Genomic DNA, 22470 nt, shown 5'->3' with positions numbered 1-22470 from the left:
ATAGCGTTCAACTGGACAGAATTTCGCGCGGGGTGATGCTGTGTGGTGCGGGTGTCCCCAGAAGGAGCGACGGAGGAACACGGTCGCGGAATCCGGCCCTGAGTAATCCGTGGCCGACCCCCGCGAGGCCGGTCAGCAGGCCGGGGTGCGGGACCCCGTCCGGGGTGCCGCACCGTGGATCCGTCTCCTCCACGGCAGCGAGGAGCGCACCGGCCCGCCGCATCCAGTGCGGGCGCGCCTCCGTGACCTCACCGTGGCCCAGCAGCTCCAGCAGCCCCGCCTCCCCGTGACAGAGGCTGTCGTCGGGGGACGGCCCGTGCCGGCACACGCGGTCGACGGCCCTTCGGGCCCAGGCCGCGAGGAACGGGTCGTCCAGGGCGCCGGGACCGTCCAGCACGGCGAGCGCGATCCCCGCGTGCCCCCGGCACCAAGCCGAGGGCCGGGCGTCCGGCGGGTGGGCGTCTCGGACCGGCCCCCCGGACCGGGCCGTCCCGTCCGGGGACGCCGCGCCCCCGTCGGCCCCTTCCTCCCAGGCGATGGCGGGCGTGCCGCCCCCCGGCGGGGAGCCGGCGGAGGCACCCCTGTGGCCCCCGCCGGGTTCCCCGCCCACGGCCACCCGCAGCGCGGCCAGGCCCGCGGCCCGGTACCGCTCGCCACCCTCGGCGGCGGCGAACCGAAGGAGCGCCCACCCCACACCGGCGAGCCCCGTGGCGAAGCCAGGCCCGCAGCCCCTGAGGTCCGCCGACAGCAGGCGGTCGGCGCAGGCGCGTGCCGCGTTCCATGACTCCGGGTCCATGTCACCACCGCGGCGGGCGGCCGCCAGCAGGGCGACCAGTCCTCCCGCGGTGCCCGAGCAGACCCCGAACTCGCTCTCGGACAGGGCCGCGGTGCCCGCCAGCCTCAGCGCGGGGGACACCCAGGTGCCGATCGTCGGATCGTCGAGGAGCCGGGACACCTCGGCCAGCGCGTACGCGATGCCCCCGAGTCCGGAGAACGCCCCGGAGCCCACCGCCCCCAGGTCGTCCGGGCGCTCGCGCAGCGCGTCCAGCAGCGCGGGTACCGGCACCAGCGCCGTACGGGCGGCCTCCGCGTAGTGTCCGGCCCCCGTGAGCGCCGCCAACTGGGCCAGGAACAGCGCCGGTCCGGTGTACCCACCGGCCAGGTCGGCGGCCATGGGGCCGATCCGCCAGTAGCGGTCGTCCAGGAGTTCCAGGCCGATCCAGTTGGTGCGCGGGCCGCCGCGGTACGCCAGGGACACCAGCTGGTCCCCGATGGACCGGGCCGCCGAGAGCAGCCGCTCCGGCTCCGGAGCGCGGTCCGCCGTACGCGTACGCCGCCGCCCGGCGGGCCGGTGCGCGGGCGCGCGTGACGTCGTCGCCAGGGCCGTCCGGACGATCCGTTCCTGGTCCTGCCGGTCGACCGTGTCCAGTGCGGCGAGCTTTCCGGCGACCCGGGCGAGCCCGGTCCGCTCCGTGCGCGCCGCCGTCTGCCGCCCCGCTGTCCCCCACAGCCGACGGTGACCCGGCCGAGCGGTGAACAACGGCACGTCACCCGCCCACAGCTGGACGAGCTCCTCGTCCTCGACCCCGGGGAAGCCGGCCGGACCGAACAGGCCGTTCCGCAGGGACTCCAGGACGCGCTGCCGCTCGGCCGCGTCCTTCAGCAGATCGGGATGCGTCGACTCGTCGAGCAGCGTGCTGTAGACCCAGGTGGGCCGCACCACCACACGCACCTCGTCGTCCGCGAACGCCCTCAAGGGGCCTCGGGGCCGCAGCAGTTCCTCACGTGCCGCGCTGACGGCCGTGTATCCGGCGCGGAACCCGGCGCACAGTGCCTCGACGTGGACTCCCGGCTCGACGGGCTCGGAGCCCTCCAGGTACGGCCGGTTGCTCGACCCGCCGAGCCTCCCGGCCTTACGCACCAGGCGCATCCTGTCCGTGCCCGCGTCGGCCCAGTCCGCCCGGACCAGGGGGGACACCGCCTCGTGGCCCCCGCCGACCGCCGACACGTCCAGCGCGCTCTCGTCGCCCACGAGGAGTTGGGGGAGCAGTCCGACGCGGTACACCGAGTCGTGCAGGGCACGGGCCGCCGGGTCGTCGTCGGTCGCGACGCTCGGCAGCGGCGGATGGAACAGCGCCTCCACGTCGACCAGCACCGGGTGACCGCCGACCGCGATCAGGTTCTCGTGGTGCAGGTCCGTCCCGTCCAGCAGGTGCAGCACGGCCAGCAGCGCGCCCTGGCGCCGGTAGAACGCCTCGACCTCCGCGGTCGAGGCGCAGGGCCGTGCCGTCACGTACTCCACCCATCCGTACGTGCCCCGGTCGAGCAGCCGGAGCGTACGGAGGCCGACGGCACCCGGCAGCCCGTTGAACCAGGTGACGAGGTCGTTGAAGTGACGGTGCACGGCCTGGGGGCGGGGCTTGTACACCAGCCGGGCCCCGTTCGCGAAGCGCAGCAACATCACGCTCCGGCCACCCGCGTGCCCGTCCCCGGCGCCCGGATCGACACCCATCAGCGGCCCCGGATCCCCGCCGGGCTCCCTCAGGAGACCGTTCGTCAGAAGTCCGCCGCGGTCGTCCGCCAGCCGCTCCAGCATCTCCGCGACGGCGTCCGCCGCGTCGACGGCCGCCCGTCCCAGAATCCGTGCCAGCACGGGTCGTTCGGTCAGCAGGGCGGTCAGACCGGTCCGGGAGGCGGTGCGCCGAAGGAAGTCGCGGAAACGAGCCCGCGAGTCGGTCCCGGCGAGCAGCCCGGCGCTCCGCGCCTCGTGCAGTTCGAGGACCAGGGTGCGGGCCGCGGCCCGGGCGAGTCGGCGGCTCAGGTGGCGCTCCAGGCCGTCACGTACGGCGGGCAGGTCGACGAACGGGAGCACGCGCTTCGGAACGGCTCGCTCCAGGTGGTCCCCCGCGCAGGCGGCGTACGGCGCCAGCACCCGCTCGAAGCCGGTCAGCCCCGGGTGGTCCACATCGGGGACGGCCGCCTCCTCCGGAGTGGCGAGCAGGACCCGATGGGCGAACTCCGCCCAGTCCGGGCACGGTTCGCCCTCCCGCCCGGCGTGCTCCCCCATGTCCGTACCGCTGAGGAGGCCCGGCTCCCACCAGCGCTCGGAGAACCACGACCGCGGAGGACCCGGGGCCGCTCCCGCCCCCGTTCGGGTGTCCTCGGCTGCCATCGCCCCTCCTCCGCTGTCCTCGGCCCGGCCGGTTCTCGTCGCACCCCCATCCTGGTGCGGGTGGCGACCCCGGGACATGGGGGTGCACCCCCCATCTTTCCGCCCCCGCCCCGTGGGGCCCGCCCGGCCGGGAGGTCAGGACCCCTTCGTGGCACGGCCCGTGGAACGGCGGTCGATCGCCGGACAGCACCGGCCCCTCGTCCCACTCGGCCGCGATGCCCCGCGGGCCCGGACCGCGGGGCCCGGCCCGCGTGGACGGGTGCGTGGAAGAATCCCTGCCTGGGCGGTCTACCGCCCCGCGGCGCCGACGAGGAACAGCGTGTGGGGCCAGAGGGTGTCGAGGACCGCGGGATCGTTCTTCAGTTTGGCGAACAGCACCAGCCCCTCCAGATGGGCGATCACCGCGCGCGCGACCGACGGTTCGGCGTGCGCACGAGGGATGGTGCCTTCGTCCGCGGCCTGGCCGAGCACCGCGCCGATCAGCACGGTCTGCTCGTCGAAGATCTCTTCCAGTCCGGCGCGAACGTCAGGTTCCTGGGTGCTGAGTTCCAGGGTGAGGTTCCCGAGCAGGCAGCCGTCGACCGTGCCGCAGGCCTCCTTTCTGTTCCGCTGGACCTGTGCCATGCCCTCCAGTAGCCGGCGGAGCCGGATCAGGGCGGGGTCCGGGCCGTCCAGCACGGCGGTCCAGGCGCCGCGCTGGCCTTCCCAGTAGGCGTTGACCGCCTGGAGGGTGAGGTCCTGTTTCGAGGTGAAGAAGTGGTAGAAGCTGCCCTTCTTGACCTCTGCCGCGGCGCAGATCTCCGCCACTCCCAGGCTGCTGTACCCCCGGTGCTGCATGAGTTCGCCGGTGGCATCGAGGAGCCGTTCGCGTGCGGTGCTGGTGCGTCCCATGGGGCAAGTATACGGTCGGTCAACTATTTCGAGGCTGCGCGGGTGGCGTAATAGTTGACCGGTCGTCTACTGTGCTTCCCGGAGGCGGCTCCGACTCCGCGTCCGGTTGACCGTTCACCCCGATTCCGGGGCATACGCCATTTCATGGAGGGCCACATGTCCGTACCCATCTCTGTCGTCATCGCCTACCACAGCGGTTACGGGCATACGGCCCGGCAAGCGGCAGCCGTGGCGGAGGGCGCCGCGGCGGTGCCCGGCGTCCTGGCCGATCTGCGGGACGTCTCCACGCTCGACGAGGGCCTGTGGGCGGCCCTGGCGGAGGCGGAGGCGATCGTCTTCGGCTCTCCCACGTACATGGGCGCCACCTCAGCCGTGTTCCAGCGCTTCGTGGAGGCCAGTGCCCCCGTCTGGGCGGCGCGCGGGTGGCAGGGCAAGCTCGCGGCCGGGTTCACCAACTCGGCGGGGCTGAACGGCAACAAGGACAACGCGCTGCTGTCCATGACGGTCCTCGCGGCCCAGCACGGTATGAACTGGGTTCCTCTTGGCCTGATGCCCGGCTGGATCTACAGCTCCGGCGGCAGCCCCGAGGACCTGAACCGGCTGGGCTCGTTCGTGGGAGCCATGGCGCAGTCGCCCTCCGACCTCGGCCCGGAGGAGTCCCCTGCAGAGGCCGATCTGCGGACCGCGCGGCACCTTGGCAGGCATGTCGCCCGGACCGCGCTGCAGTTCGCACACGGCCGCAAGGCCGTCGAAGCCCTGGTGGTGACGGCATGAACGCCGGACGCCTCGGTGATCTGCTGGGCATCCCCCTCCCCGTCGTGCAGGGCCCGTTCGGCGGGGGCCTGTCCACGGTCGCACTGGCCGCGGCCGTGTCCGAAGGGGGAGGGCTGGGCTCCTACGGGGCGCACCTCCTGGAGCCGCGAGAGATCACGGACCTCGTCGGAGAGCTGAAGGCCCGGACCAGCCACCCGTTCGCCGTCAACCTCTGGGTCCCCCACCCGGACGAGGCCGGACCGTGGCCGGACCCCGCCGAACTGACCCCGCACATCCGGCGGCTGCACCCCTGCTACGACGAACTCGGGCTGCCCGCGGTGAAGGCCGAGGACGTCTCGCGGGGGCCGGACTTCGACGCCCAGGTGGACGCACTGCTCGCGGCCGCGCCCCCGGTCATCAGCTTCGTGATGGGCCTCCCGCCCCGAAGGGTGATGGACGAGGCCCGCCGCCGAGGCATCGCCGTGATCGGCACGGCCACCACCGTGGACGAGGCCGTCGCACTGGAGCGCGCCGGAGTCGACGCCGTCGTGGCCTCCGGCGCCGATGCCGGCGGCCACCGGGGTGCCTTCCTGCGGCCGGTACGGGAGTCGCTCGTGGGCACGTTCTCGCTCGTACCGCAGGTCGCCGACGCCGTGAGCGTCCCTGTCATCGCAGCCGGCGGGATCGCCGACGGCCGGGGGATGGCCGCGGCCCTCGCCCTGGGCGCCGACGCCGTCCAGATCGGCACCGCCTTCCTCGCCACCCGCGAATCGGGGGCGAGCGAAGCCCACAGGAGGGCACTCGGCTCCCCCGAGGCCCGCACCACCGTTCTCACGCGTCTCTTCACGGGCCGGACCGCCCGCGGAATCGTGAACCGGTTCGTCCGGGACATGGCCCCGTACGAGGAGACAGTGCCCGGGTACCCCGTGCAGAGCGCACTGATGCAGTCCATACGCCGCGAAGCCGGTGTCCAGGGGCGTGAGGATCTCAGCAGCCTGTGGGCCGGCCAGGCCGCGGCACTCGCCGACGGCTCCCGCGACGCGCGGGACTACCTCAGCCAGCTCATGGACGACTTCCGGGCACGGGGAGGTCAGGAAGCCTGACAGGTCGGATCGCCGCCGACGACGGTGTTGGCGGGGACGCCCACCGCACGCAACAGCTGAGCCGCGAACCGAGGACAGGTCACCGCGGCCTCCCGGGGGACTCCACCTCCAGGAGTGTGGTGACCTGCTTCGTCGCGCTGTGTGCCGTTCGTTCCGCGGCAGGGGCACACGCGATGGCGCGTGCTCTCCTTGCTCAGTCGCACAAGCCGCAGGAGCTCGGCCTCGCCTGTACGGAGGTGACTGTACGGGGCGGGCCGTGACCTACGTCGCCTGTCGTCCTTGCGGATCTGAGCCGGGCAGGACAGCCGGATGCTGCAACCGCGGCCCCAGGACCCGCCGATCTTCACACCGCGGCATCTTCATCTGGTCCGGGAGATGATTCGAGAACGAGGCCTGGACGAGTGCCGGCTTCCTGCGGAACCCGCTGGTCCGGCAGCGTAAACAGGAGGACGGCCTGATGAGGGTCGTGCCAGAGTCGCCTCATGTCGACCGATGTTGCTTACCCCATCTTCCGCTCGCCCGACCGTGACCACGCCCTGCGTGTGGCCTGGCAGATGGTGGCGTTCGGCAGGCAGTCCTGTTCCGACGTGTCCGTGGACGCCACGGTGCCTACCCTGGCCGAGGTGAAGCGGCTGAGAGAGGCTTTGCCGGATTCCTGGTTCACCTGCTCGCAGGGAGGCATGGACGCGGTCCCACCTGCCGATATACCCGACCTGTTCCGTTCGGTTCCCGCAAGAGAACTTCCCGTCGACAGTCCCGGCCTGGGTGCGTACCTGCCGCTTTCCGTCTCGATGCTGGACCAACCTGTGGGAAGCATCGAGGATCACTTCACCACCGTGGTGGGCCCCTACCCGGCCGAGATCCACTGGGATTCGATGTACTGGCCGGACGCGCCGGAGCGCGGCCTGCGCGGTGAGGCGAACAACGCCAAGGTCACGCTCCTGCTCCACTGCGCCGATCGCGGACTCGATATCCAGGCCGACACACACACGGTCCTTGTCCACGTGCAGCGGCGCAACGGTAACGGTTACGAGGACCGCTTCGCGCAGTGGCTTGCCGAGCAGATCGGCCAGAAGGTCATAGGACCCCCGCAGCAGTAGTCTGCCGAGCCGCCACACGATGCCTGGAACGGGGGACTCCACCCCGGCAGCCGGTTCGGCGCGTATCCGGGCGGCGGCCAATGGACCGAGCCCTGGTTGGCGTGCCACTGACGGCCCAGCCACGCGCACTCCGGGATGCGGCCCTCCCGGTCGTCGGTGCAGCGGTCGGCCCGGTCCCGGCCCACCAGCAACGGCCGGGTCAGCAGCCCGCTTCCGGTCTCCCGGACGCGCGGGACCATGCCGAAACCGTCGATCCCGGGTTGCCGCGCGGCCCGTACGACGCTCTGTCGGCACCCGAGAGATGAAGGTCCAGGACCGCCCCTTCTCGTACCAGCAGCTTCGCGCCGCCGCCAAGGCGGCGGCAAGCTGGCGGACCGAGCCCGAGAAGGCCCTGGTCTTGCTGCGCACCGACGCGGAACGGGCGAAAGACTGCGGTGCCCGTGTCCTCGTCGACGTCCTCCTGGACGACAGGGACACGGATGCCGCCTGGCAAGCGGCCACGGAGTACGGCGTCCACGACGGCCAGTGGCTCACCCTCGCCGACCGGTCCCGCCCGACCCGCCCCGCGGACGCGCCGGCCGTCTACCTCCGACTCGCCGCCCGTCTCACCCGCGAGACCGGAAACCATGCCTACGAACAGCTCGTCAGCCTGCTCCTGAGCATCCGCGACTGCCACCGCCACCTGGGTACACCCGACGACTACACCGCGTACGTCACCGACTTGCGCACCCCCCAGAAGCGCAAGCGGAACCTGAAGCGACTGATGGACGGCCACGGCCTGTTCGGCTCGTGACGACGACAGTCACGCCGGTGGGCGCCTCCGGGGACCCTGTACTCCGACCACCACACCAAAATGTCCGTCAAAGCGGAGCAGGCTCACTCGACGGATGGCGGGTTCGGAAGGACGGCATCAGGTCGTACGCGCAAGCCAGCCCCGCTGGGCGGCGCGGGCGCCCGCCTCGAAGCGGCTGCGGGCGCCGAGCCGGTCCATGAGGTCGGTGGCGATGCGTCGGGCCGTGCGGGACGAGACTCCCAGGCGTTTGGCTATGGCGTCGTCCGTGTGGCCTGCGGCGAGGAGCTGGAGCGTCGCGTTCTGTTGGGGGGTGAGCCCGTGCGCGTCGGATGCGGTTCCGCTGCCGAGTGCCTGGGCCGTGGCCCAGATGGTCTCGAAGAGCGCGCAGAGCGCGGTGACGAGGCCGTCGCTCGTCAGGAACAAGGCGCCGGCCGTCGTGTCCTGGCTGGTGAGCGGGATGACCGCGGTCCTGCGGTCGACCACGATCATCCGGGTCGGCAGCATCGGCGCCGTGCGCACCTGGGCGCCGCGCGTGGTCAGCCAGTCCGCGTAGGCGAGCGTCGGTTCGTCGTTGCGCACGCTGTCGAGGTAGACGGTACGCATGCGGACGCCGCGATCAAGGAGTTCCTGGTCCAGGGGGCGGGACGCTTCCATGGCGTCGACGGTCTGGGCGCCGTCTGTGTTCAGGCCCAGCACTTCCTCCCGTACTTCCCGGGTCAGGGCGGCGAGACGGTCGCGGATCCGGTCGAGGCCGATGAGCTGTTCGACGCCGGGTCCACTGACCACAGGGGTGAGGGTCGCGTAGTCGGCGATGAGCCGGGCCGCCGCCTCGCGCGAGGCTTCAAGGCGCTGCTGGTGTGCCGCGAACTCGGCTTGCTGGCGTGCCATCAGGACTTCCATGCCCAGGGCCGGCGGCACGGCCCGTAGCTGGTCCCGGGATTCGTACGACGGCCGGACGAGCGTCAGCTCGCTGAGCGTGTCCAAGGCGTGGCGGACCTGCTCCTCTGTCAGGCTCAGGCTCTGCGCGATGGCGTGTACACCGTGCTGAGGGTGGGCCAGCATGATTCGGTAGACGGCCTCCGCGGTGCCGTTCAGGCCCAGCTCGACGAGCATCTCTGACATCCCCCCCGGAATGTTTTTGACAAGGGAATCTATGGTCGACTGATCATGTCAGGTGCATGTGTCGGGCGACCAGGTGCGGGGAGGGCGCGCGGCTCTGGCCGGTTCCGTCCTTGTCCCGAACCGTCCTGAGCACAGCGCACATACCGTGTTCCGGCCCTGGAAGCCTGGGGAGCATGTATCTGGTTCACGTCCACATGCGGCGACCTGCGGACGCTTCGGTTCCCGAGGAGATCGGAGCCTGGGTGGCCGATGTGGCCGTGCCCGGCGATGTCGAGCACGTCGCCGTCCACGCTGCCGCACACGTCCACCTCGTTCTGGGCGTCTTTCTGCTGGCCGGTCGCCTGGAAGAAGCCGAGGAAGTGGCGTTGACCGCCTGTCGGCGCATGCTGGACCGCCGGCCCGAGCTTGCGGGGTGGACGGTCGTCGAGGGGCACGTGCCGCTCCTGGCTCCGGTCTACGACGCCCTCAACGATGGTGATCCGGCCGACGTGGCCTGATCCGTCCATGACCGATTCCGTCCACGGGTATGCGCTTCTCCTGGGCCTGGGCTGGGGGAAAGCTGGAACCCGTTGCCGGGAGCCCGGCCGCCACACCGGATGTGGCATCACCGCGGATGCGCTCCGGAGACGTACCGCTCACTCAGGGATAGGGACCCCGTCATGCTGCGCACCCGTATCGTCGAGACCGTCGCGGTCGCCGTCGTCGCCCTCGGCGCCGTCTTCGTCGCCGCCACCGTCACCGTTGCTCCGGCCGAGATCGGCCTGGTCGCAGCCGTGGCACCGGTCGCGGACACCACCCCGACCGTGGGCACCGACAACATGACCTGGCAGTAGCGACACTTGCTCCCACGCGGCGGCATCCCGCTCCCGCAGGACGCGTCAGACGGCCTGCCACGACCACCGCCGGAGATCCGCATCTCGTTGATCGTCTGAGATCGACGGCCTGCCGACCTCACCGCCTGGAGCGCCTCGATCCGGTCCGGTACCCCACCCGGCCGGACCGCACCGCTGACGCAGGCGGCAGGCATGGACTTCCTTCCTGCCCCCCCGGCGGTGCGCTCCTTCCTGCCCCCGGGCGGTGCGCCCCTGCCCGAGAACGCGGTCATGACACCCCGCTGTCGGGTCGCGCTTGACGACGGTCTCCGCGTCGGTGTCACGGAGCTTCAGGAGTACGCCGTCTCCCAGCCGACCGAGCAGCAGGCCGGAATGACCACGGCCAAGGCGGCGATCGCGTCCTGAGGGCTCCTCCTTGCCTCACCCCCCTCGCTTCGCACTGCCCAGGCGCCACATGGATCGCCATGAACTGCGCCATGCCATACAGGAGGTACCGAATGTCCAGGACTGCTTTTCGCCCCACACGGAGTGCGTCATCCCGAAGACACAGATATGGCCGCATGGGTCTGAGGGTCCTGCTGGCGACCCTCTTCGCCGGTGGTGCGGCGGTGGCCTTGTACGCGGCGGCGCCTGCCACCGTGGCGTCCGGAGTCTCCTCCGGGGCAGTGCCGGTGTCCGGCGTCGGACGTTTTGACGCCGTGGCGGTGGCGGCGAGTGCGGCGACCACGGGCATGGGCGAGATCGTGGTCGCCGATGTCGACGGCGACAGGATCGACGACGTGGTAGCCGTCGAGCGGTCCACCGGCAAGCTGTGGATGTACGTGGCCGCCGGGCGGGTCGAGATCGGCACCGGCGGCTGGAACGCCATGCACGACCTGGTGGGCGGCGACCTCGACGGCGACACCAAGGCGGACCTCGTCGCCGTGGAACAGTCCACCGGGAAGCTCTGGCTGTACCCGAGTGTGGGCACGGGCCTGGGTGCCCGGGTTGAGGTCGGCACCGGTGGCTGGAACGGCATGCACGACCTGGTGGGCGGCGAGTTCACCGGGGACGGCAAGGCGGACCTGGTCACCGTGGAGACCTCCACCGGGAAGCTCTGGCTCTACCCGGGTAACGGCGCCGGATCGATCGGCGGTGCGAGCACGCGCGTGGAGATCGGTACCAATGGCTGGAACGGCATGCACGACCTGGTCGCCATGGACCTCGGTGACGACGGCAAGAGCGACATCGTCGCGGCGGAGACCTCGACCGGAAAGCTCTGGCTGTACAAGGGCACAGGCACCGGTCTCGGCGTCCGGGCCGAGATCGGCGGCGGGGGCTGGAACGGCATGCGCGACCTGGCTGGCGGTGACTTCGCCGGAAGCGCGGACGACGACCTGGTGGCCGTCGAGGCGGCCACGGGCAAGTTGTTCCTCTACCCCGGCAAGGCGGCGGGGCTGGACGGGCGCAAGCAGATCGGCACCGCCGACTGGTGACCGCCGGGGCGATGCCGCTCCGCGCGTGGGTCTTCCCCGTGGGGCGCGGACGGACGGTACGCCCTTCACGCAGGTGTCATGACGTGATCGAAATTGTTTTGGGGTGGGAATGAGCAAGTGGAGACTGCCGGCCGGCAGCACGGGTAGACCCTGGCTGCTCGCGGGTATGGCCGCCGCCATGGTCCTGTCGGCTCTGCCGGCACTGGGAACCAGCGCGACTGCGGCCTCGGTCGCACCAGCGGCGGCCACGACGGACAAGTCGAAGCTGACGGAGGCGCAGCAAGCGCTGGCGGACGCCAAGGAGACGGGCACCCGGGTCGAGGTGACCGGCGAGCGGACCGAGCGTTCGACGGTCTACGCGAACCCCGACGGCTACAGCTTCACGCTGGAGGAGTCCGCGGTACCCGTCCGCGTCGCCACGCCTGACGGCGGATGGCAGGCTCCCGACGCGACCTTGGAGCGGAGGGCCGACGGAACGATCGCGCCCAAGGCTTCGGCTGTGGAGATGGAGTTCTCCGGCGGAGGGGCGAACGAGCCGCTGGTGAGGATCGAGGAGCGCGGCCGTTCCCTCGCTCTCGGATGGCCCGGGAAGCTTCCGGAGCCGGAGCTGGACGGCACGAACGCGGTCTACAAGGAGGTCATGAAGGGCGTCGACCTCCGGGTGATCGCCTCGACCGAGGGCTTCCGCCACCTCCTCGTCGTGAAGACCCCCGAGGCCGCGGCCAACCCGAAGCTCCAGAAGATCGACTACGCGCTGAAGGCCGAGGGCCTGAAGATCCGCAAGGGGAAGGCCGGCAACCTCACCGCCGTGGACGCGGACGGCAACCGTGTCTTCCGTGCGCCCCGGGCCCAGATGTGGGACTCGGCGGGTGCCCTCGACACCGCGGAGGTCCCGAAGGCCACGAAGGCCCCGGCGAGCCGTGCCGCGGCCCTCTCCGGATCCGGATCGGCGCCGGCGTCGTCGGAGCCCGCCCCCACCGTCGCCGCCGAGGAGCCGTCGAGCGGGGAGCCGTCGAGCGGCGACACGGTGGCGACGATGGACGTGAAGGTCGGCTCCGACTCGCTGTCCGTCGTACCGGACGCGGGCATGCTCCGCGGCACGGAGGCGAAGGACTTCCCCCTGTACATCGACCCCACGGTGACGTGGGACGAGTCGGAGCGGACGCTGCTGCGTTCGGACGGCTACGAGTCCTACGCCTGGGGCAACGGCGACGACAACCTGGGCAAGGGCGTCGGCAAGTGCGGCACGTGGAACGGCTACTACTGCGGTCCCGGCTACGTGCAGCGGCTGTACTTCGAGTTCTCGCCGGCCGCCCTCAAGGGCAAGCAGGTCCTGGACGCGACGTTCCGGGTGACGGAGCCCTGGGCCTTCCAGTGCGACCCCCGCTGGGTGGATCTGGTCCGGACGGACAACATCTCCTCCTCCACCACGTGGGCCTCGCGGCCCAATCAGCTCGACTGGATGGTCGACCGGCACGTCTCGGCCGGCCGGGGCTCCCTCTGCGACCCCGACTCTCCTACCGCACCGATCGAGTTCCACGACAACCCCGCCGAGTCCAACGAGAACCTCACCCCGACCGTCAGGAGCTTCGCGGCGGGCAACATCTCCCGGCTCACCCTCCAGCTGAGGGCGCAGGACGAGACGGACACCTCGGCCTGGAAGCGGTTCCGCAACGACGCCGTCCTCGCGGTGGACTTCGTCGGGCTCCCCGACAAGCCCACCGGTACGGGACTGGTGACGGGTTCGGGCACGGTCTGCAACACCTCGGAGGCCGACCCGGCGGTGGTCTCCGACCCGACTCCGACGCTGAAGGCGTTCGCGCAGACGAAGGCCGGCGGTGAGCAGGGCGCCCAGCTGCGGATCTACTTCGACCTGGACCACAAGAACGCCGACGGAACGTGGACCGACACCTCTGCCGGAAACGGATCCTCGCGGCCTTCGACCGGCTACATCGGGGACGGGCAGGCCGTCACGCTCGACTGGTCCACGCTCACCGACGGGAAGCTGTACCGGTACCAGTCGTGGACGCACTCGTACTACAACGGCGGGGCGAGCCACCTGAGCAGCGGCGCGTCGGTCCTCTGCTACTTCAAGGTCGACTCCTCCGCTCCCAAGGCGCCGCAGATCCTGATCCGCGGCCCGTACTCCGAGTGCCTGACCAACGACTGCAAGGCGGCCGGCGGACCGGGGGTCAAGGCCCACTTCCTCTTCTCGCCCGCCGCCGGTGACGAGAACGTCACGGAGTTCCAGTACCGGCTCAGCCAGTCGAGCGCCTGGGTCTCGACCTGCACGCCGGGTACCGCCTGCCTGTTCTCGGGCAGCTACGCGCCCACGAAGTCGGGTACCTACCGGATCTACGCCCGTGCCAAGGACAGCCTCGGCCGTTGGGGTGCGCAGAACACGCTCGACTTCAAGGTGGACCGGGGCGAGGCCCCGGTGGGCCGCTGGCGCTTCGACGAGGCCAGTGGCGTGGCGGTCGACACGGCGCTCGGCGGCGGCGGTGTGCGCCAGGACGCGGCCCTGGGCGGCGGCGCGGTGCGCGACGACCGCGGACGTCTCGGGTTGGTCACCCACGACGCCCAGGGAGCGCTGCTGGCGCAGTCGGTGAACGACCGGGGTCTGTCGCTGAACGGCACGGGAGCCTACGCGGCGACCAGCACGCCCGTCCTGAACACGGGGCTGGCGTACACGGTCTCGGCTTGGGTGCGCCTCGACAGCAAGGCCCAGGACGGTGCCGTCCTCGCGCAGGACGGCACGAAGTACAGCCCCTTCCTGCTCTGGTACGAGGACGCCTGGGACCGCTGGGCGTTCGGCGTCAAGGAGAAGGACACGGACAGCATCGCGCCCGCCCGTGTGACCAGCCAGGACCCGGCCACCGTGGGGGTGTGGACGCACCTCGCGGGCAGCTACGACCCCGACACGAAGGAAGTCCGCTTCTACGTCAACGGAAAGCTGCAGGGCACGAAGGCGGTGGCCGGCTCCTGGTCCGCCACGGGCCCCTTCAACATCGGACGCAACCTCTGGGCGGGCACCCGTACCGCACCGTTCAAGGGCTCGATCGACGAGGTGTCCGTCTGGCAGCGGAAGCTGACCGACGGCGAGACCGCGGACGAGGCACGAGCCCTGATCTCGCAGGGATACGCGGGCGCCGAGCTGGTGGCGCACTGGTCCGCCGAGGGCGCTTCCGGAACCACGATCGCCGACGCCACCTCGGGCTACGGCAAGCCGCTGACCCTGTCCGGCGGTGCGGCGGTGGTGAACGACGAGATCGTCCTCGACGGTGTGGACGACGCCGCCACGGCCACCGGGCCTCTCGTGGACGACACGGGTTCCTTCACCGTCACCACGCTGGCGGCCCTGGACGGCGACAAGCTCGCCGCCAAGCCGGTGGGCTACACGGGCCAGGTCCTGGGCCAGCGCACGGCGGACGGTTCGGCGTGGGGCTTCTGGCACGAGGTCACCGGCAAGGACACGATCCTCGACGAGGAGACCTTCGAGGAGCGCACCGTGTCGGTCGGCAAGTGGCACTTCGGACGGCTGAACGCCGACGGCACGTTCTCCTCGGTCGTCTCCGACGAAGTGGCCGATCTGGACGGCGCGGTCCGTCTGACCGGTATCTACGACGCGCAGTCGGGCACGATCAGCCTCTACCTGGGCCACAACCAGAACGGCGACGCCAAGGCGTTCACGGCCATGCTCGGTTCGGGCGACTTCGCCCTCGGCAAGGGCTTCACCTCGGGCGCCTGGAACCACTACCTGCCCGCCAGGATCGCGGAAGTACGGGTGTGGGCAGGGGCGATGGCCGGCTCTGACCAGATCAGTACCACCGTGGGGGACTGAACGGTGTGAGCGTGCGGGCAGCAGCGGAGGTACCGCTGCTGCCCGCACTGCGGCCGTATACGGCCGCAGTGCTGCATCCCTGAGATATCCATGGGTGGCGGCGGCCGGGTACACCCACCTCAGCCTGGACGGCACGGCCGTCCGCACCGACCGCGTGGCCGCCGCCGGTCTCAACGGTGCGGATGGTGGTGGGGCAGGTGCAAGCACCACGGAGGAAACGTGCAGGTCGGCGCTGCCCCGGACGGCTGGCCATCTGGTTCCCCCCGATCCGTGCGCACGACACCACCTTCGCAGGGGCCCATGGACTGGTCGACGAGCTGAACCGGCCCTCGGCGTCCCTACCCTGACCGACCTCGGCCACGAGAACGCCGGGCCCGGCTTCCGTCACCCGGTCAAGAAGCCCAGCGACCGTGAACCCGCTGAGCCCGACCAGGCGTTCAACGCCGTGATCCGAGGCGTCCACGCTGTCGCCGAACGTGCCAACACCCGGCTGACGGCTACCTTCAAAGCTCTGCGGAGGGTCAGCCTCGACCCTGCGGCCATCGCCGGGCCGCCCTCGTCCTGCTCCAGTTCGGACACGGTCGCACCACCAGAGCGAAGATCACAAAACGTCATGAGACGTGACCGAGAAGAGTGCATCGATTCACGCTGCCTGGCGTCGAGCCGGCCGCCGACGACCGGGTGGGCGAGTGACAGGCGATGTCACTCGCCACTCGCACGGGACCAGTGATGGACAACGACAAAGAGCCGGACCCAGTGGGACTGGGTCCGGCTCTCGATGTCTGGCACTTCCGCAGGTCAGCGGATTGATCACGCTGGTCCGGCTTCTGTGCCCCCGGCAGGATTCGAACCTGCGCACACGGCTCCGGAGGCCGTTGCTCTATCCCCTGAGCTACGGGGGCGTCCGCCGCGTTCGGCGGCGACGGGTAGAACCCTACCAGCATCCGAGCCGTGCCTGTGAACAGGTATTTCCGTCGAGTCACCGACCCCTCGTTCCCCCTCACGGGTCGGAAGTGGGCAAAACCCGGACGCAGCCACTTCCGGCGACCTACTCTCGTCGTGTGTCAGGCATGTCCGGTCGGGTGCTCGTTGTCGATGACAACCGGGTGATCCGGCAGCTGATCAGGGTCAATCTCGAGCTCGAGGGCTTCGAGGTCGTGACCGCGGCCGATGGTGCCGAGTGTCTGGATGTCGTGCATCAGGTTCGGCCTGATGTCGTCACCCTCGATGTCGTCATGCCCCGGCTGGACGGGTTGCGCACCGCCGAGAGACTTCGGGCCGATCCGCGGACCAGTCATCTGCCCGTCGCCATCGTCAGCGGCTGCACCCAGTACGAGATGGACAGCGGTGTCGCCGTCGGTGTCGATGCGTTCCTCGCCAAGCCCTTCGAACCCGCTGAGCTCGTACGCGTCGTGCGCAAGCTCATGCACCGCGACGGGCGTGAGCCAGGCCAGCGGCGTGGCGGACAGGAGGGGCCGTCGGGGGTCGACGGCAGACCTGACGGGCGGCACGGCGTCGGGCACGCCCGCATCCGCCCCTAGGGTCTTCTCCTCCTCGAAGCTCAGCGACGGTCTTCACAAGCGCAGTGACCGTGAGGCCCCACCCGCGCCCGAATGCGCCCTCACCGCGTCCGTCCCGCACCCGCGCCCGCATACACCTGCGTCAGCCCCGCGCCCCCGCCCGCGTTCGCCCTGCGCCCCGCCCCCACGCCCACCGCCCGCCCCCCCAGACCTCCCCCTCAGTGACCGCATCGCGAAACCGGTTCGCGTTCTCACCCCCCTTCTCCCATACGCTTGTCCCGTGACCCCCGCGGACCTCTCCCTCACCGTGCTGCACGCCGTGCGCCGTGCGGTCGATGACGGTGCGCTGCGGGTCGACGTTCCCGAGAACGTCAAGGTCGAGCGGCCCCGCCCCGGGGGCCTCGGCGACTACGCCAGTAACGTCGCCCTCACCCTCGCCCGCGCCGCCGGGCGCCCGCCCCTCGATGTCGCCGCGATTCTCCGCGAGCGGCTCCACCCGAGCCCCGGGATCGCCGCCGTCGACATCACCGGGCCCGGGTTCCTGAACTTCACCCTGCGCGGCGAAGCCCAGCAGGGGCTCATACGGGAGATCCTCCGGCGCGGTGAGCGGTACGGGCGGGTCGGCCACACCGGTCAGGTCGCCCAGCCCGCCTACCGCGCCGATGTCCGGGCCGCCGTCACCGCCGACGCCGTGCGGCGCATCCTTCTCTCCCAGGGGTACGCCGTGCGCACCTCCTGCGAGGACGCCGCCGACCCCGCCTGGGCCGACCTCGGCGTACGGATCGAGGTCCAGCACTCCCGGGGCCGCCTGGCCACCGACATCGCCCCGCTTCCCGTCCCGTACACCGCCTCCGAGCTCCTTGCCCGCTTCGGGCTCGACGCCGCCCGCTGGGGGCTCCTGGCCGCCGCCGCCCATGATCGGGCTCCTCTCGACGATCTTCTGCTGCGGCAGCACGAGGACAACCCCTTCTTCCGGGTCCGGTACGCCCACTCACGCGCCCGAGCCCTCGTACGGAACGCCGAACAGCTCGCGTTCCGTAGCGATGCCCGCGAGAACGTCGACGCGCCCGCGCTCATCCGCGCCCTCGGCGACCACCCCGCCGTTCTCGCCTCCGCCGCCCGCCACCGCGCCCCCGATCGGGTCGCCCGGCATCTCGAAGTCGTCGCCGACGCGCTGCTCGACCTCCAGCACACCGTCCTGCCCCTCGGTGACGAGAAACCCTCGGCCGCCCACCGCTCCCGGCTCGCGCTCGCCGAAGCCGCCGGGGTGGTGCTCGCCGGTGGCCTCTCCCTGCTCGGCATCAGCGCACCCGACCAGATCTGAAAGATGCAGACATGAGCCGTTCCGCCCACCCCGCCGGGCCCCGCCACGCCGACGTCCTCCCCGAGGGGCACTACACCGCCCCGCCCGCCGACCTCAACCGGCTCGACCCCAAGGTCTGGGCCCGGACCGTCCGTCGTGACGACGAAGGGCAGGTCACCGTCGGCGGGCTCACCGTCGACGAGCTCCGTGAGCAGTTCGGCACACCCGCCTACGTCCTCGACGAGGCCGACTTCCGCACTCGCTGCCGTGCCTGGGCCGACGCCTTCGGCGCCGACGCCGACGTCTTCTACGCCGGCAAGGCCTTCCTCTCCCGCGCCGTCGTGCGCTGGCTCAAGGAGGAGGGGCTCAACCTCGACGTCTGCTCCGCCGGTGAACTCGGCACCGCCCTCTCCGCCGGCATGCCGCCGGAGCGCATCGCCTACCACGGCAACAACAAGTCCGAGGCGGAGATCCGGCGGGCCGTCGAGGTCGGTGTCGGGCGTATCGTCCTCGACTCCTTCCAGGAGATCGTCCGCGTCGCCCACATCGCCGAATCCCTCGGCAAGCGGCAGCGCGTCCAGATCCGCGTCACCGTCGGCGTCGAGGCCCACACGCACGAGTTCATCGCCACCGCCCACGAGGACCAGAAGTTCGGCATCGCGCTCGCCGGGGGACAGGCCGCCGAGGCCGTCCGGCGCGTGCTGAAGCTGGACGGTCTCGAGCTCATCGGCATCCACTCGCACATCGGGTCGCAGATCTTCGACATGGCCGGGTTCGAGGTCTCCGCCCGCCGCGTCGTCCAGCTCCTCGCCGAGGTGCGCGACGAACACGGCGTCGAACTCCCCGAGATCGACCTCGGCGGCGGCCTCGGCATCGCCTACACCTCCGACGACGATCCGAGCGAACCCCACCACATCGCCAAGGCCCTCCACGAGATCGTCACCAGGGAGTGCGCCGCCGCCGGGCTCGCCACGCCCCGGATCTCCGTGGAGCCGGGCCGCGCCATCGTCGGACCCACGGCCTTCACGCTGTACGAGGTCGGCACCGTCAAGCCCCTCGACGGACTGCGGACGTACGTCAGCGTGGACGGCGGCATGTCCGACAACATCCGCACCGCGCTGTACGACGCCGAGTACAGCGTCGCCCTCGTGTCGCGGACGAGCGACGCCGAGCCCATGCTCACCCGTGTCGTCGGCAAGCACTGCGAGAGCGGCGACATCGTCGTACGGGACGCGTTCCTGCCCGCCGACATCGCGCCCGGCGATCTCGTCGCCGTGCCCGCCACCGGCGCGTACTGCCGGTCGATGGCCAGCAACTACAACCACGCACTCCGCCCGCCCGTCGTCGCCGTCCGCGACGGCGAGGCGCGCGTGATCGTCCGGCGTGAGACGGAGGAAGATCTCCTGCGTCTCGATGTCGGGTGATGAAATAGATGTCTCAGGATCCGGACGAGGGGCAGAAACCCTCGTCCGGTGAGTGAGACTGGTCCAACCGTAGAGATACGAAGCAGTACGAGAAGCAGTACGAGAAACGAGGTCGGATGATGCGTACGCGTCCGCTGAAGGTGGCGCTGCTGGGCTGTGGTGTGGTCGGCTCAGAGGTGGCGCGCATCATGACGACGCACGCCGACGACCTCGCCGCGCGCATCGGCGCCCCGGTCGAGCTCGCCGGCGTCGCGGTCCGCCGCCCGGACAAGGTCCGTGAGGGCATCCCCGCCGAGCTGATCACCACCGACGCCACCGCCCTGGTGAAACGGGGCGACATCGACGTCGTCGTCGAGGTCATCGGCGGTGTCGAGCCCGCCCGCACCCTCATCACCACCGCCTTCGAGCACGGCGCCTCCGTCGTCTCGGCCAACAAGGCGCTCCTCGCCCAGGACGGCGCGAGCCTCTACGCCGCCGCCGACCAGCACGGCCAGGACCTGTACTACGAGGCCGCCGTCGCGGGCGCCATCCCGCTCATCCGGCCGCTGCGCGAGTCCCTCGCCGGCGACAAGATCAACCGTGTGATGGGCATCGTCAACGGCACGACGAACTTCATCCTCGACAAGATGGACACGTCCGGCGCCGGCTACTCCGAGGCGCTCGACGAGGCCACCGCCCTCGGGTACGCCGAGGCCGACCCGACCGCCGACGTCGAGGGCTTCGACGCCGCCGCCAAGGCCGCCATCCTCGCCGGTATCGCCTTCCACACCCGCGTACGCCTCGACGACGTCTACCGCGAGGGCATGACCGAGGTCACCGCCGCCGACTTCGCCTCCGCCAAGCAGATGGGCTGCACCATCAAGCTGCTCGCCATCTGCGAGCGGGCCGCCGACGGCGAGTCCGTCACCGCGCGCGTGCACCCCGCGATGATCCCGCTGAGCCACCCGCTCGCCTCCGTCCGCGAGGCCTACAACGCGGTCTTCGTCGAGGCCGAGGCCGCCGGGCAACTCATGTTCTACGGCCCCGGCGCGGGCGGCGCCCCGACCGCGTCCGCCGTCCTCGGCGACCTGGTCGCCGTGTGCCGCAACAAGCGGGGCGGGGCCACCGGCCCCGGCGAGTCCGCGTACACCCAGCTGCCCGTGAGCCCCATGGGCGACGTGGTGACGCGGTACCACATCAGCCTCGACGTGGCCGACAAGCCGGGCGTCCTCGCCCAGGTCGCGACGGTCTTCGCCGAGCACGGCGTATCGATCGATACGGTCCGCCAGCAGGGCAAGGACGGCGAGGCCTCCCTCGTCGTCGTCACCCACCGCGCGCCCGACGCCGCCCTCTCCGGGACCGTCGAGGCGCTGCGCAAGCTCGACACCGTGCGCGGTGTCGCCAGCATCATGCGTGTTGAAGGGGAGTAAGGACCCATGACCAGCAAGGGCACCCACCAGTGGCGCGGCATCATCGAGGAGTACCGGGACCGCCTTCCGGTCACGGACACGACGCCGGTCGTCACGCTCCGTGAGGGCGGTACGCCGCTCGTTCCCGCTCAGGTCCTCTCCGAGCGCACGGGCTGCGAGGTGCACCTCAAGGTCGAGGGCGCCAACCCCACCGGGTCCTTCAAGGACCGCGGCATGACCATGGCCATCTCCAAGGCCAAGGAGGAGGGCGCGCAGGCCGTCATCTGCGCCTCCACCGGCAACACCTCGGCGTCCGCGGCGGCTTACGCGGTACGCGCCGGGATGGTCTCCGCCGTCCTCGTGCCGCAGGGCAAGATCGCGCTCGGCAAGATGGGCCAGGCCCTCGTGCACGGCGCGAAGATCCTCCAGGTCGACGGCAACTTCGACGACTGCCTGGACCTCGCCCGCGCGCTCTCGGACAACTACCCGGTCGCGCTGGTCAATTCCGTCAACCCGGTCCGTATCGAGGGCCAGAAGACCGCCGCCTTCGAGATCGTGGACATGCTGGGCGACGCCCCCGACATCCACGTCCTGCCCGTCGGCAACGCCGGCAACATCACGGCCTACTGGAAGGGGTACCGGGAGTACGCCCGCCCGACGCCCGCCGCCATCCCTGTCGGGGACGCTCCGGGTCGCACCCTCCCTGCCCTCGCCACCCGCACCCCGCGCATGTGGGGCTTCCAGGCCTCCGGCTCCGCGCCGCTCGTACGCGGTGAGGTCGTCAAGGACCCGTCGACCATCGCCACCGCGATCCGCATCGGCAACCCGGCCTCGTGGGACTACGCGATCGCCGCCCGCGACGAGTCCGGCGGCCTCATCGACGAGGTGACGGACCGTGAGATCCTGCGCGCCTACCGGCTGTTGGCCTCCCAGGAGGGTGTCTTCGTCGAGCCCGCCTCGGCCGCGTCCGTCGCCGGTCTGCTGAAGGCCTTCGAGCAGGGCAAGGTCGACCCGGGCCAGCGGATCGTCTGCACGGTCACCGGCAACGGTCTGAAGGACCCCGACTGGGCCGTCGCCGGCGCGCCGCAGCCGGTCACCGTCCCGGTCGACGCGGCCGCCGCCGCCGAGCGCCTCGGCCTCGCGTAAGCCGCCCACAGCAGGTCAAGTCCCCGACGGGAAGGCGCCTCTCCGGGAATCCCCGGAGAGGCAAACCCGATCAGGAACGTACATAGGCGCACAGGAAGGCTTGCGACACGCATCGTGCGCCTCCTGTGCGCCCTATGTCGCCACAGAACCTTCCTTCGATAGGCTGTACCGAACCCGCCCCGTTGCATATGCGCGGTGTCGTTGCCGTTGTCGCCCCCGAGGCAGAGACGGCCCCCGGGTTTCCGTGTGCTTCTCTTGAAATCCCGTAGTCGCAAGTCAAGGAGAGTCATCGAGCGATGGCCGGTCCCGCGTTCCGCGCCGCCGCCGTACGGGTGCGCGTTCCCGCCACCAGCGCCAACCTCGGCCCGGGCTTCGACGCCTTCGGCCTGTCGCTGGGTCTCTACGACGACGTCGTCGTCCGGGTCGCCGACTCCGGACTGCACATCGACATCGCCGGTGAGGGCGCCGACACGCTCCCGCGCGACGAGAGCCACCTGCTCGTACGCTCCCTGCGTACCGCCTTCGACCTGCTGGGCGGCCAGCCGCGCGGCCTCGAGGTCGTCTGCGCCAACCGCATCCCGCACGGCCGCGGCCTCGGCTCCTAAC

General features: G+C 71.1%; 16 protein-coding genes, 1 tRNA gene and 3 pseudogenes. 16 read left to right on the top strand and 4 right to left on the bottom strand.

Features of this window, described 5'->3' with window-relative positions; genetic code table 11:
* Positions 1-7: 7 nt before the first annotated feature.
* Together ACFUJR_RS11410 and ACFUJR_RS11405 are read right to left on the bottom strand one after the other, a co-directional pair.
* Positions 8-3172 (bottom strand): type 2 lanthipeptide synthetase LanM family protein, encoded by a 3165-nt coding sequence (locus tag ACFUJR_RS11410; RefSeq protein WP_383165196.1) that lies wholly within the window; start codon positions 3170-3172, stop codon positions 8-10.
* Positions 3173-3460: 288 nt separating this feature from the next.
* Entirely contained in the window at positions 3461-4063 is a 603-nt protein-coding gene (locus tag ACFUJR_RS11405; protein ID WP_383165199.1) for a TetR/AcrR family transcriptional regulator, read from the bottom strand.
* Positions 4064-4219: 156 nt separating this feature from the next.
* Here ACFUJR_RS11405 and ACFUJR_RS11400 point away from each other — a divergent pair, with 156 nt between their 5' ends.
* The 4 genes and pseudogenes from ACFUJR_RS11400 to ACFUJR_RS11385 form a co-directional block, all read left to right on the top strand.
* Positions 4220-4837 carry a flavodoxin family protein gene (locus ACFUJR_RS11400; protein ID WP_383165201.1) on the top strand — a complete coding sequence of 206 codons (618 nt, stop codon included), beginning with the start codon at positions 4220-4222 and terminating at the stop codon, positions 4835-4837.
* The gene (locus ACFUJR_RS11395) at positions 4834-5919 is read left to right on the top strand and encodes an NAD(P)H-dependent flavin oxidoreductase (protein WP_383165204.1); all 1086 of its coding nucleotides are present in this window, start codon (positions 4834-4836) and stop codon (positions 5917-5919) included. Before ACFUJR_RS11400 ends, ACFUJR_RS11395 begins: the two co-directional genes overlap by 4 nt.
* A 482-nt stretch (positions 5920-6401) precedes the next feature.
* Positions 6402-7019, top strand: coding sequence for a hypothetical protein (locus tag ACFUJR_RS11390; RefSeq protein WP_383165207.1), 618 nt, complete (start codon positions 6402-6404; stop codon positions 7017-7019).
* Between the two features lie 325 nt (positions 7020-7344).
* A pseudogene (locus ACFUJR_RS11385) lies at positions 7345-7812 on the top strand (hypothetical protein); the annotation flags it as partial.
* A 117-nt stretch (positions 7813-7929) separates the two neighbouring features.
* On the opposite strand, the gene ACFUJR_RS11380 reads toward ACFUJR_RS11385, so the two are convergent.
* Positions 7930-8925 (bottom strand): LuxR C-terminal-related transcriptional regulator, encoded by a 996-nt coding sequence (locus tag ACFUJR_RS11380; RefSeq protein WP_383165294.1) that lies wholly within the window; start codon positions 8923-8925, stop codon positions 7930-7932.
* Positions 8926-9176: 251 nt separating this feature from the next.
* Here ACFUJR_RS11380 and ACFUJR_RS11375 point away from each other — a divergent pair, with 251 nt between their 5' ends.
* From ACFUJR_RS11375 to ACFUJR_RS11350, 6 genes and pseudogenes are all read left to right on the top strand, one after another.
* Positions 9177-9431: a hypothetical protein gene (locus ACFUJR_RS11375; RefSeq protein WP_383165210.1), complete on the top strand. Its 255-nt coding sequence runs from the start codon at positions 9177-9179 to the stop codon at positions 9429-9431.
* Positions 9432-9593: 162 nt separating this feature from the next.
* A complete protein-coding gene (locus ACFUJR_RS11370; RefSeq protein WP_383165212.1) occupies positions 9594-9767 on the top strand; it encodes a hypothetical protein in 174 nt (57 codons plus the stop codon).
* Positions 9768-9959: 192 nt separating this feature from the next.
* Positions 9960-10172, top strand: a complete 213-nt coding sequence (locus ACFUJR_RS11365; RefSeq protein WP_383165215.1) for a hypothetical protein — start codon at positions 9960-9962, stop codon at positions 10170-10172.
* 155 nt (positions 10173-10327) lie between these two features.
* Positions 10328-11242: an FG-GAP repeat domain-containing protein gene (locus ACFUJR_RS11360; RefSeq protein ID WP_383165218.1), complete on the top strand. Its 915-nt coding sequence runs from the start codon at positions 10328-10330 to the stop codon at positions 11240-11242.
* A 109-nt stretch (positions 11243-11351) separates the two neighbouring features.
* Entirely contained in the window at positions 11352-15083 is a 3732-nt protein-coding gene (locus ACFUJR_RS11355) for a LamG-like jellyroll fold domain-containing protein (RefSeq protein ID WP_383165221.1), read from the top strand.
* A gap of 100 nt (positions 15084-15183) precedes the next feature.
* A pseudogene (locus ACFUJR_RS11350) lies at positions 15184-15707 on the top strand (transposase family protein); the annotation flags it as partial.
* Positions 15708-15913: 206 nt separating this feature from the next.
* Here ACFUJR_RS11350 and ACFUJR_RS11345 read toward each other — a convergent pair.
* Positions 15914-15985, bottom strand: a tRNA-Arg gene (locus ACFUJR_RS11345).
* Between the two features lie 168 nt (positions 15986-16153).
* Here ACFUJR_RS11345 and ACFUJR_RS11340 point away from each other — a divergent pair.
* The 6 genes and pseudogenes from ACFUJR_RS11340 to ACFUJR_RS11315 all read left to right on the top strand — a co-directional run.
* On the top strand, positions 16154-16624 hold the full coding sequence (locus tag ACFUJR_RS11340) for a response regulator (RefSeq protein ID WP_383165297.1): 471 nt from the start codon (positions 16154-16156) through the stop codon (positions 16622-16624).
* A gap of 259 nt (positions 16625-16883) precedes the next feature.
* Positions 16884-17927 carry an ArgS-related anticodon-binding protein NrtL gene (nrtL, locus tag ACFUJR_RS11335; protein WP_383165223.1) on the top strand — a complete coding sequence of 348 codons (1044 nt, stop codon included), beginning with the start codon at positions 16884-16886 and terminating at the stop codon, positions 17925-17927.
* An 11-nt stretch (positions 17928-17938) separates the two neighbouring features.
* Positions 17939-19330, top strand: a complete 1392-nt coding sequence (gene lysA, locus ACFUJR_RS11330) for a diaminopimelate decarboxylase (RefSeq protein ID WP_383165226.1) — start codon at positions 17939-17941, stop codon at positions 19328-19330.
* 116 nt (positions 19331-19446) lie between these two features.
* Complete coding sequence (locus ACFUJR_RS11325) at positions 19447-20739, top strand: homoserine dehydrogenase (RefSeq protein WP_383165229.1); 1293 nt, start codon at positions 19447-19449, stop codon at positions 20737-20739.
* Between the two features lie 6 nt (positions 20740-20745).
* Positions 20746-21864, top strand: a complete 1119-nt coding sequence (thrC, locus tag ACFUJR_RS11320; protein ID WP_383165231.1) for a threonine synthase — start codon at positions 20746-20748, stop codon at positions 21862-21864.
* Between the two features lie 296 nt (positions 21865-22160).
* Positions 22161-22466 (top strand): annotated as a pseudogene (locus tag ACFUJR_RS11315) (homoserine kinase); the annotation flags it as partial.
* Between the last annotated feature and the right edge of the window lie 4 nt (positions 22467-22470).

The sequence above is a fragment of the Streptomyces sp. NPDC057271 genome, from assembly GCF_042668715.1.
In the GTDB taxonomy this organism is placed as follows: domain Bacteria; phylum Actinomycetota; class Actinomycetes; order Streptomycetales; family Streptomycetaceae; genus Streptomyces.
Note: the sequence above shows the minus strand (reverse complement) of the source record. Positions and strands in the feature narration are given on the sequence as shown.

What these genes read in the sequence shown, in the direction of transcription:
- ACFUJR_RS11380 (WP_383165294.1), bottom strand. Translation starts at nt 8,925, where the DNA reads ATGCTCGTCGAGCTGGGCCTGAACGGCACCGCGGAGGCCGTCTACCGA.
- ACFUJR_RS11360 (WP_383165218.1), top strand. Translation starts at nt 10,328, where the DNA reads ATGGGTCTGAGGGTCCTGCTGGCGACCCTCTTCGCCGGTGGTGCGGCG.
- lysA (WP_383165226.1), top strand. Translation starts at nt 17,939, where the DNA reads ATGAGCCGTTCCGCCCACCCCGCCGGGCCCCGCCACGCCGACGTCCTC.
- ACFUJR_RS11400 (WP_383165201.1), top strand. Translation starts at nt 4,220, where the DNA reads ATGTCCGTACCCATCTCTGTCGTCATCGCCTACCACAGCGGTTACGGG.
- ACFUJR_RS11355 (WP_383165221.1), top strand. Translation starts at nt 11,352, where the DNA reads ATGAGCAAGTGGAGACTGCCGGCCGGCAGCACGGGTAGACCCTGGCTG.
- ACFUJR_RS11405 (WP_383165199.1), bottom strand. Translation starts at nt 4,063, where the DNA reads ATGGGACGCACCAGCACCGCACGCGAACGGCTCCTCGATGCCACCGGC.
- ACFUJR_RS11365 (WP_383165215.1), top strand. Translation starts at nt 9,960, where the DNA reads ATGGACTTCCTTCCTGCCCCCCCGGCGGTGCGCTCCTTCCTGCCCCCG.
- ACFUJR_RS11410 (WP_383165196.1), bottom strand. Translation starts at nt 3,172, where the DNA reads ATGGCAGCCGAGGACACCCGAACGGGGGCGGGAGCGGCCCCGGGTCCT.
- ACFUJR_RS11325 (WP_383165229.1), top strand. Translation starts at nt 19,447, where the DNA reads ATGATGCGTACGCGTCCGCTGAAGGTGGCGCTGCTGGGCTGTGGTGTG.
- ACFUJR_RS11370 (WP_383165212.1), top strand. Translation starts at nt 9,594, where the DNA reads ATGCTGCGCACCCGTATCGTCGAGACCGTCGCGGTCGCCGTCGTCGCC.
- ACFUJR_RS11395 (WP_383165204.1), top strand. Translation starts at nt 4,834, where the DNA reads ATGAACGCCGGACGCCTCGGTGATCTGCTGGGCATCCCCCTCCCCGTC.
- thrC (WP_383165231.1), top strand. Translation starts at nt 20,746, where the DNA reads ATGACCAGCAAGGGCACCCACCAGTGGCGCGGCATCATCGAGGAGTAC.
- ACFUJR_RS11390 (WP_383165207.1), top strand. Translation starts at nt 6,402, where the DNA reads ATGTCGACCGATGTTGCTTACCCCATCTTCCGCTCGCCCGACCGTGAC.
- ACFUJR_RS11340 (WP_383165297.1), top strand. Translation starts at nt 16,154, where the DNA reads ATGTCCGGTCGGGTGCTCGTTGTCGATGACAACCGGGTGATCCGGCAG.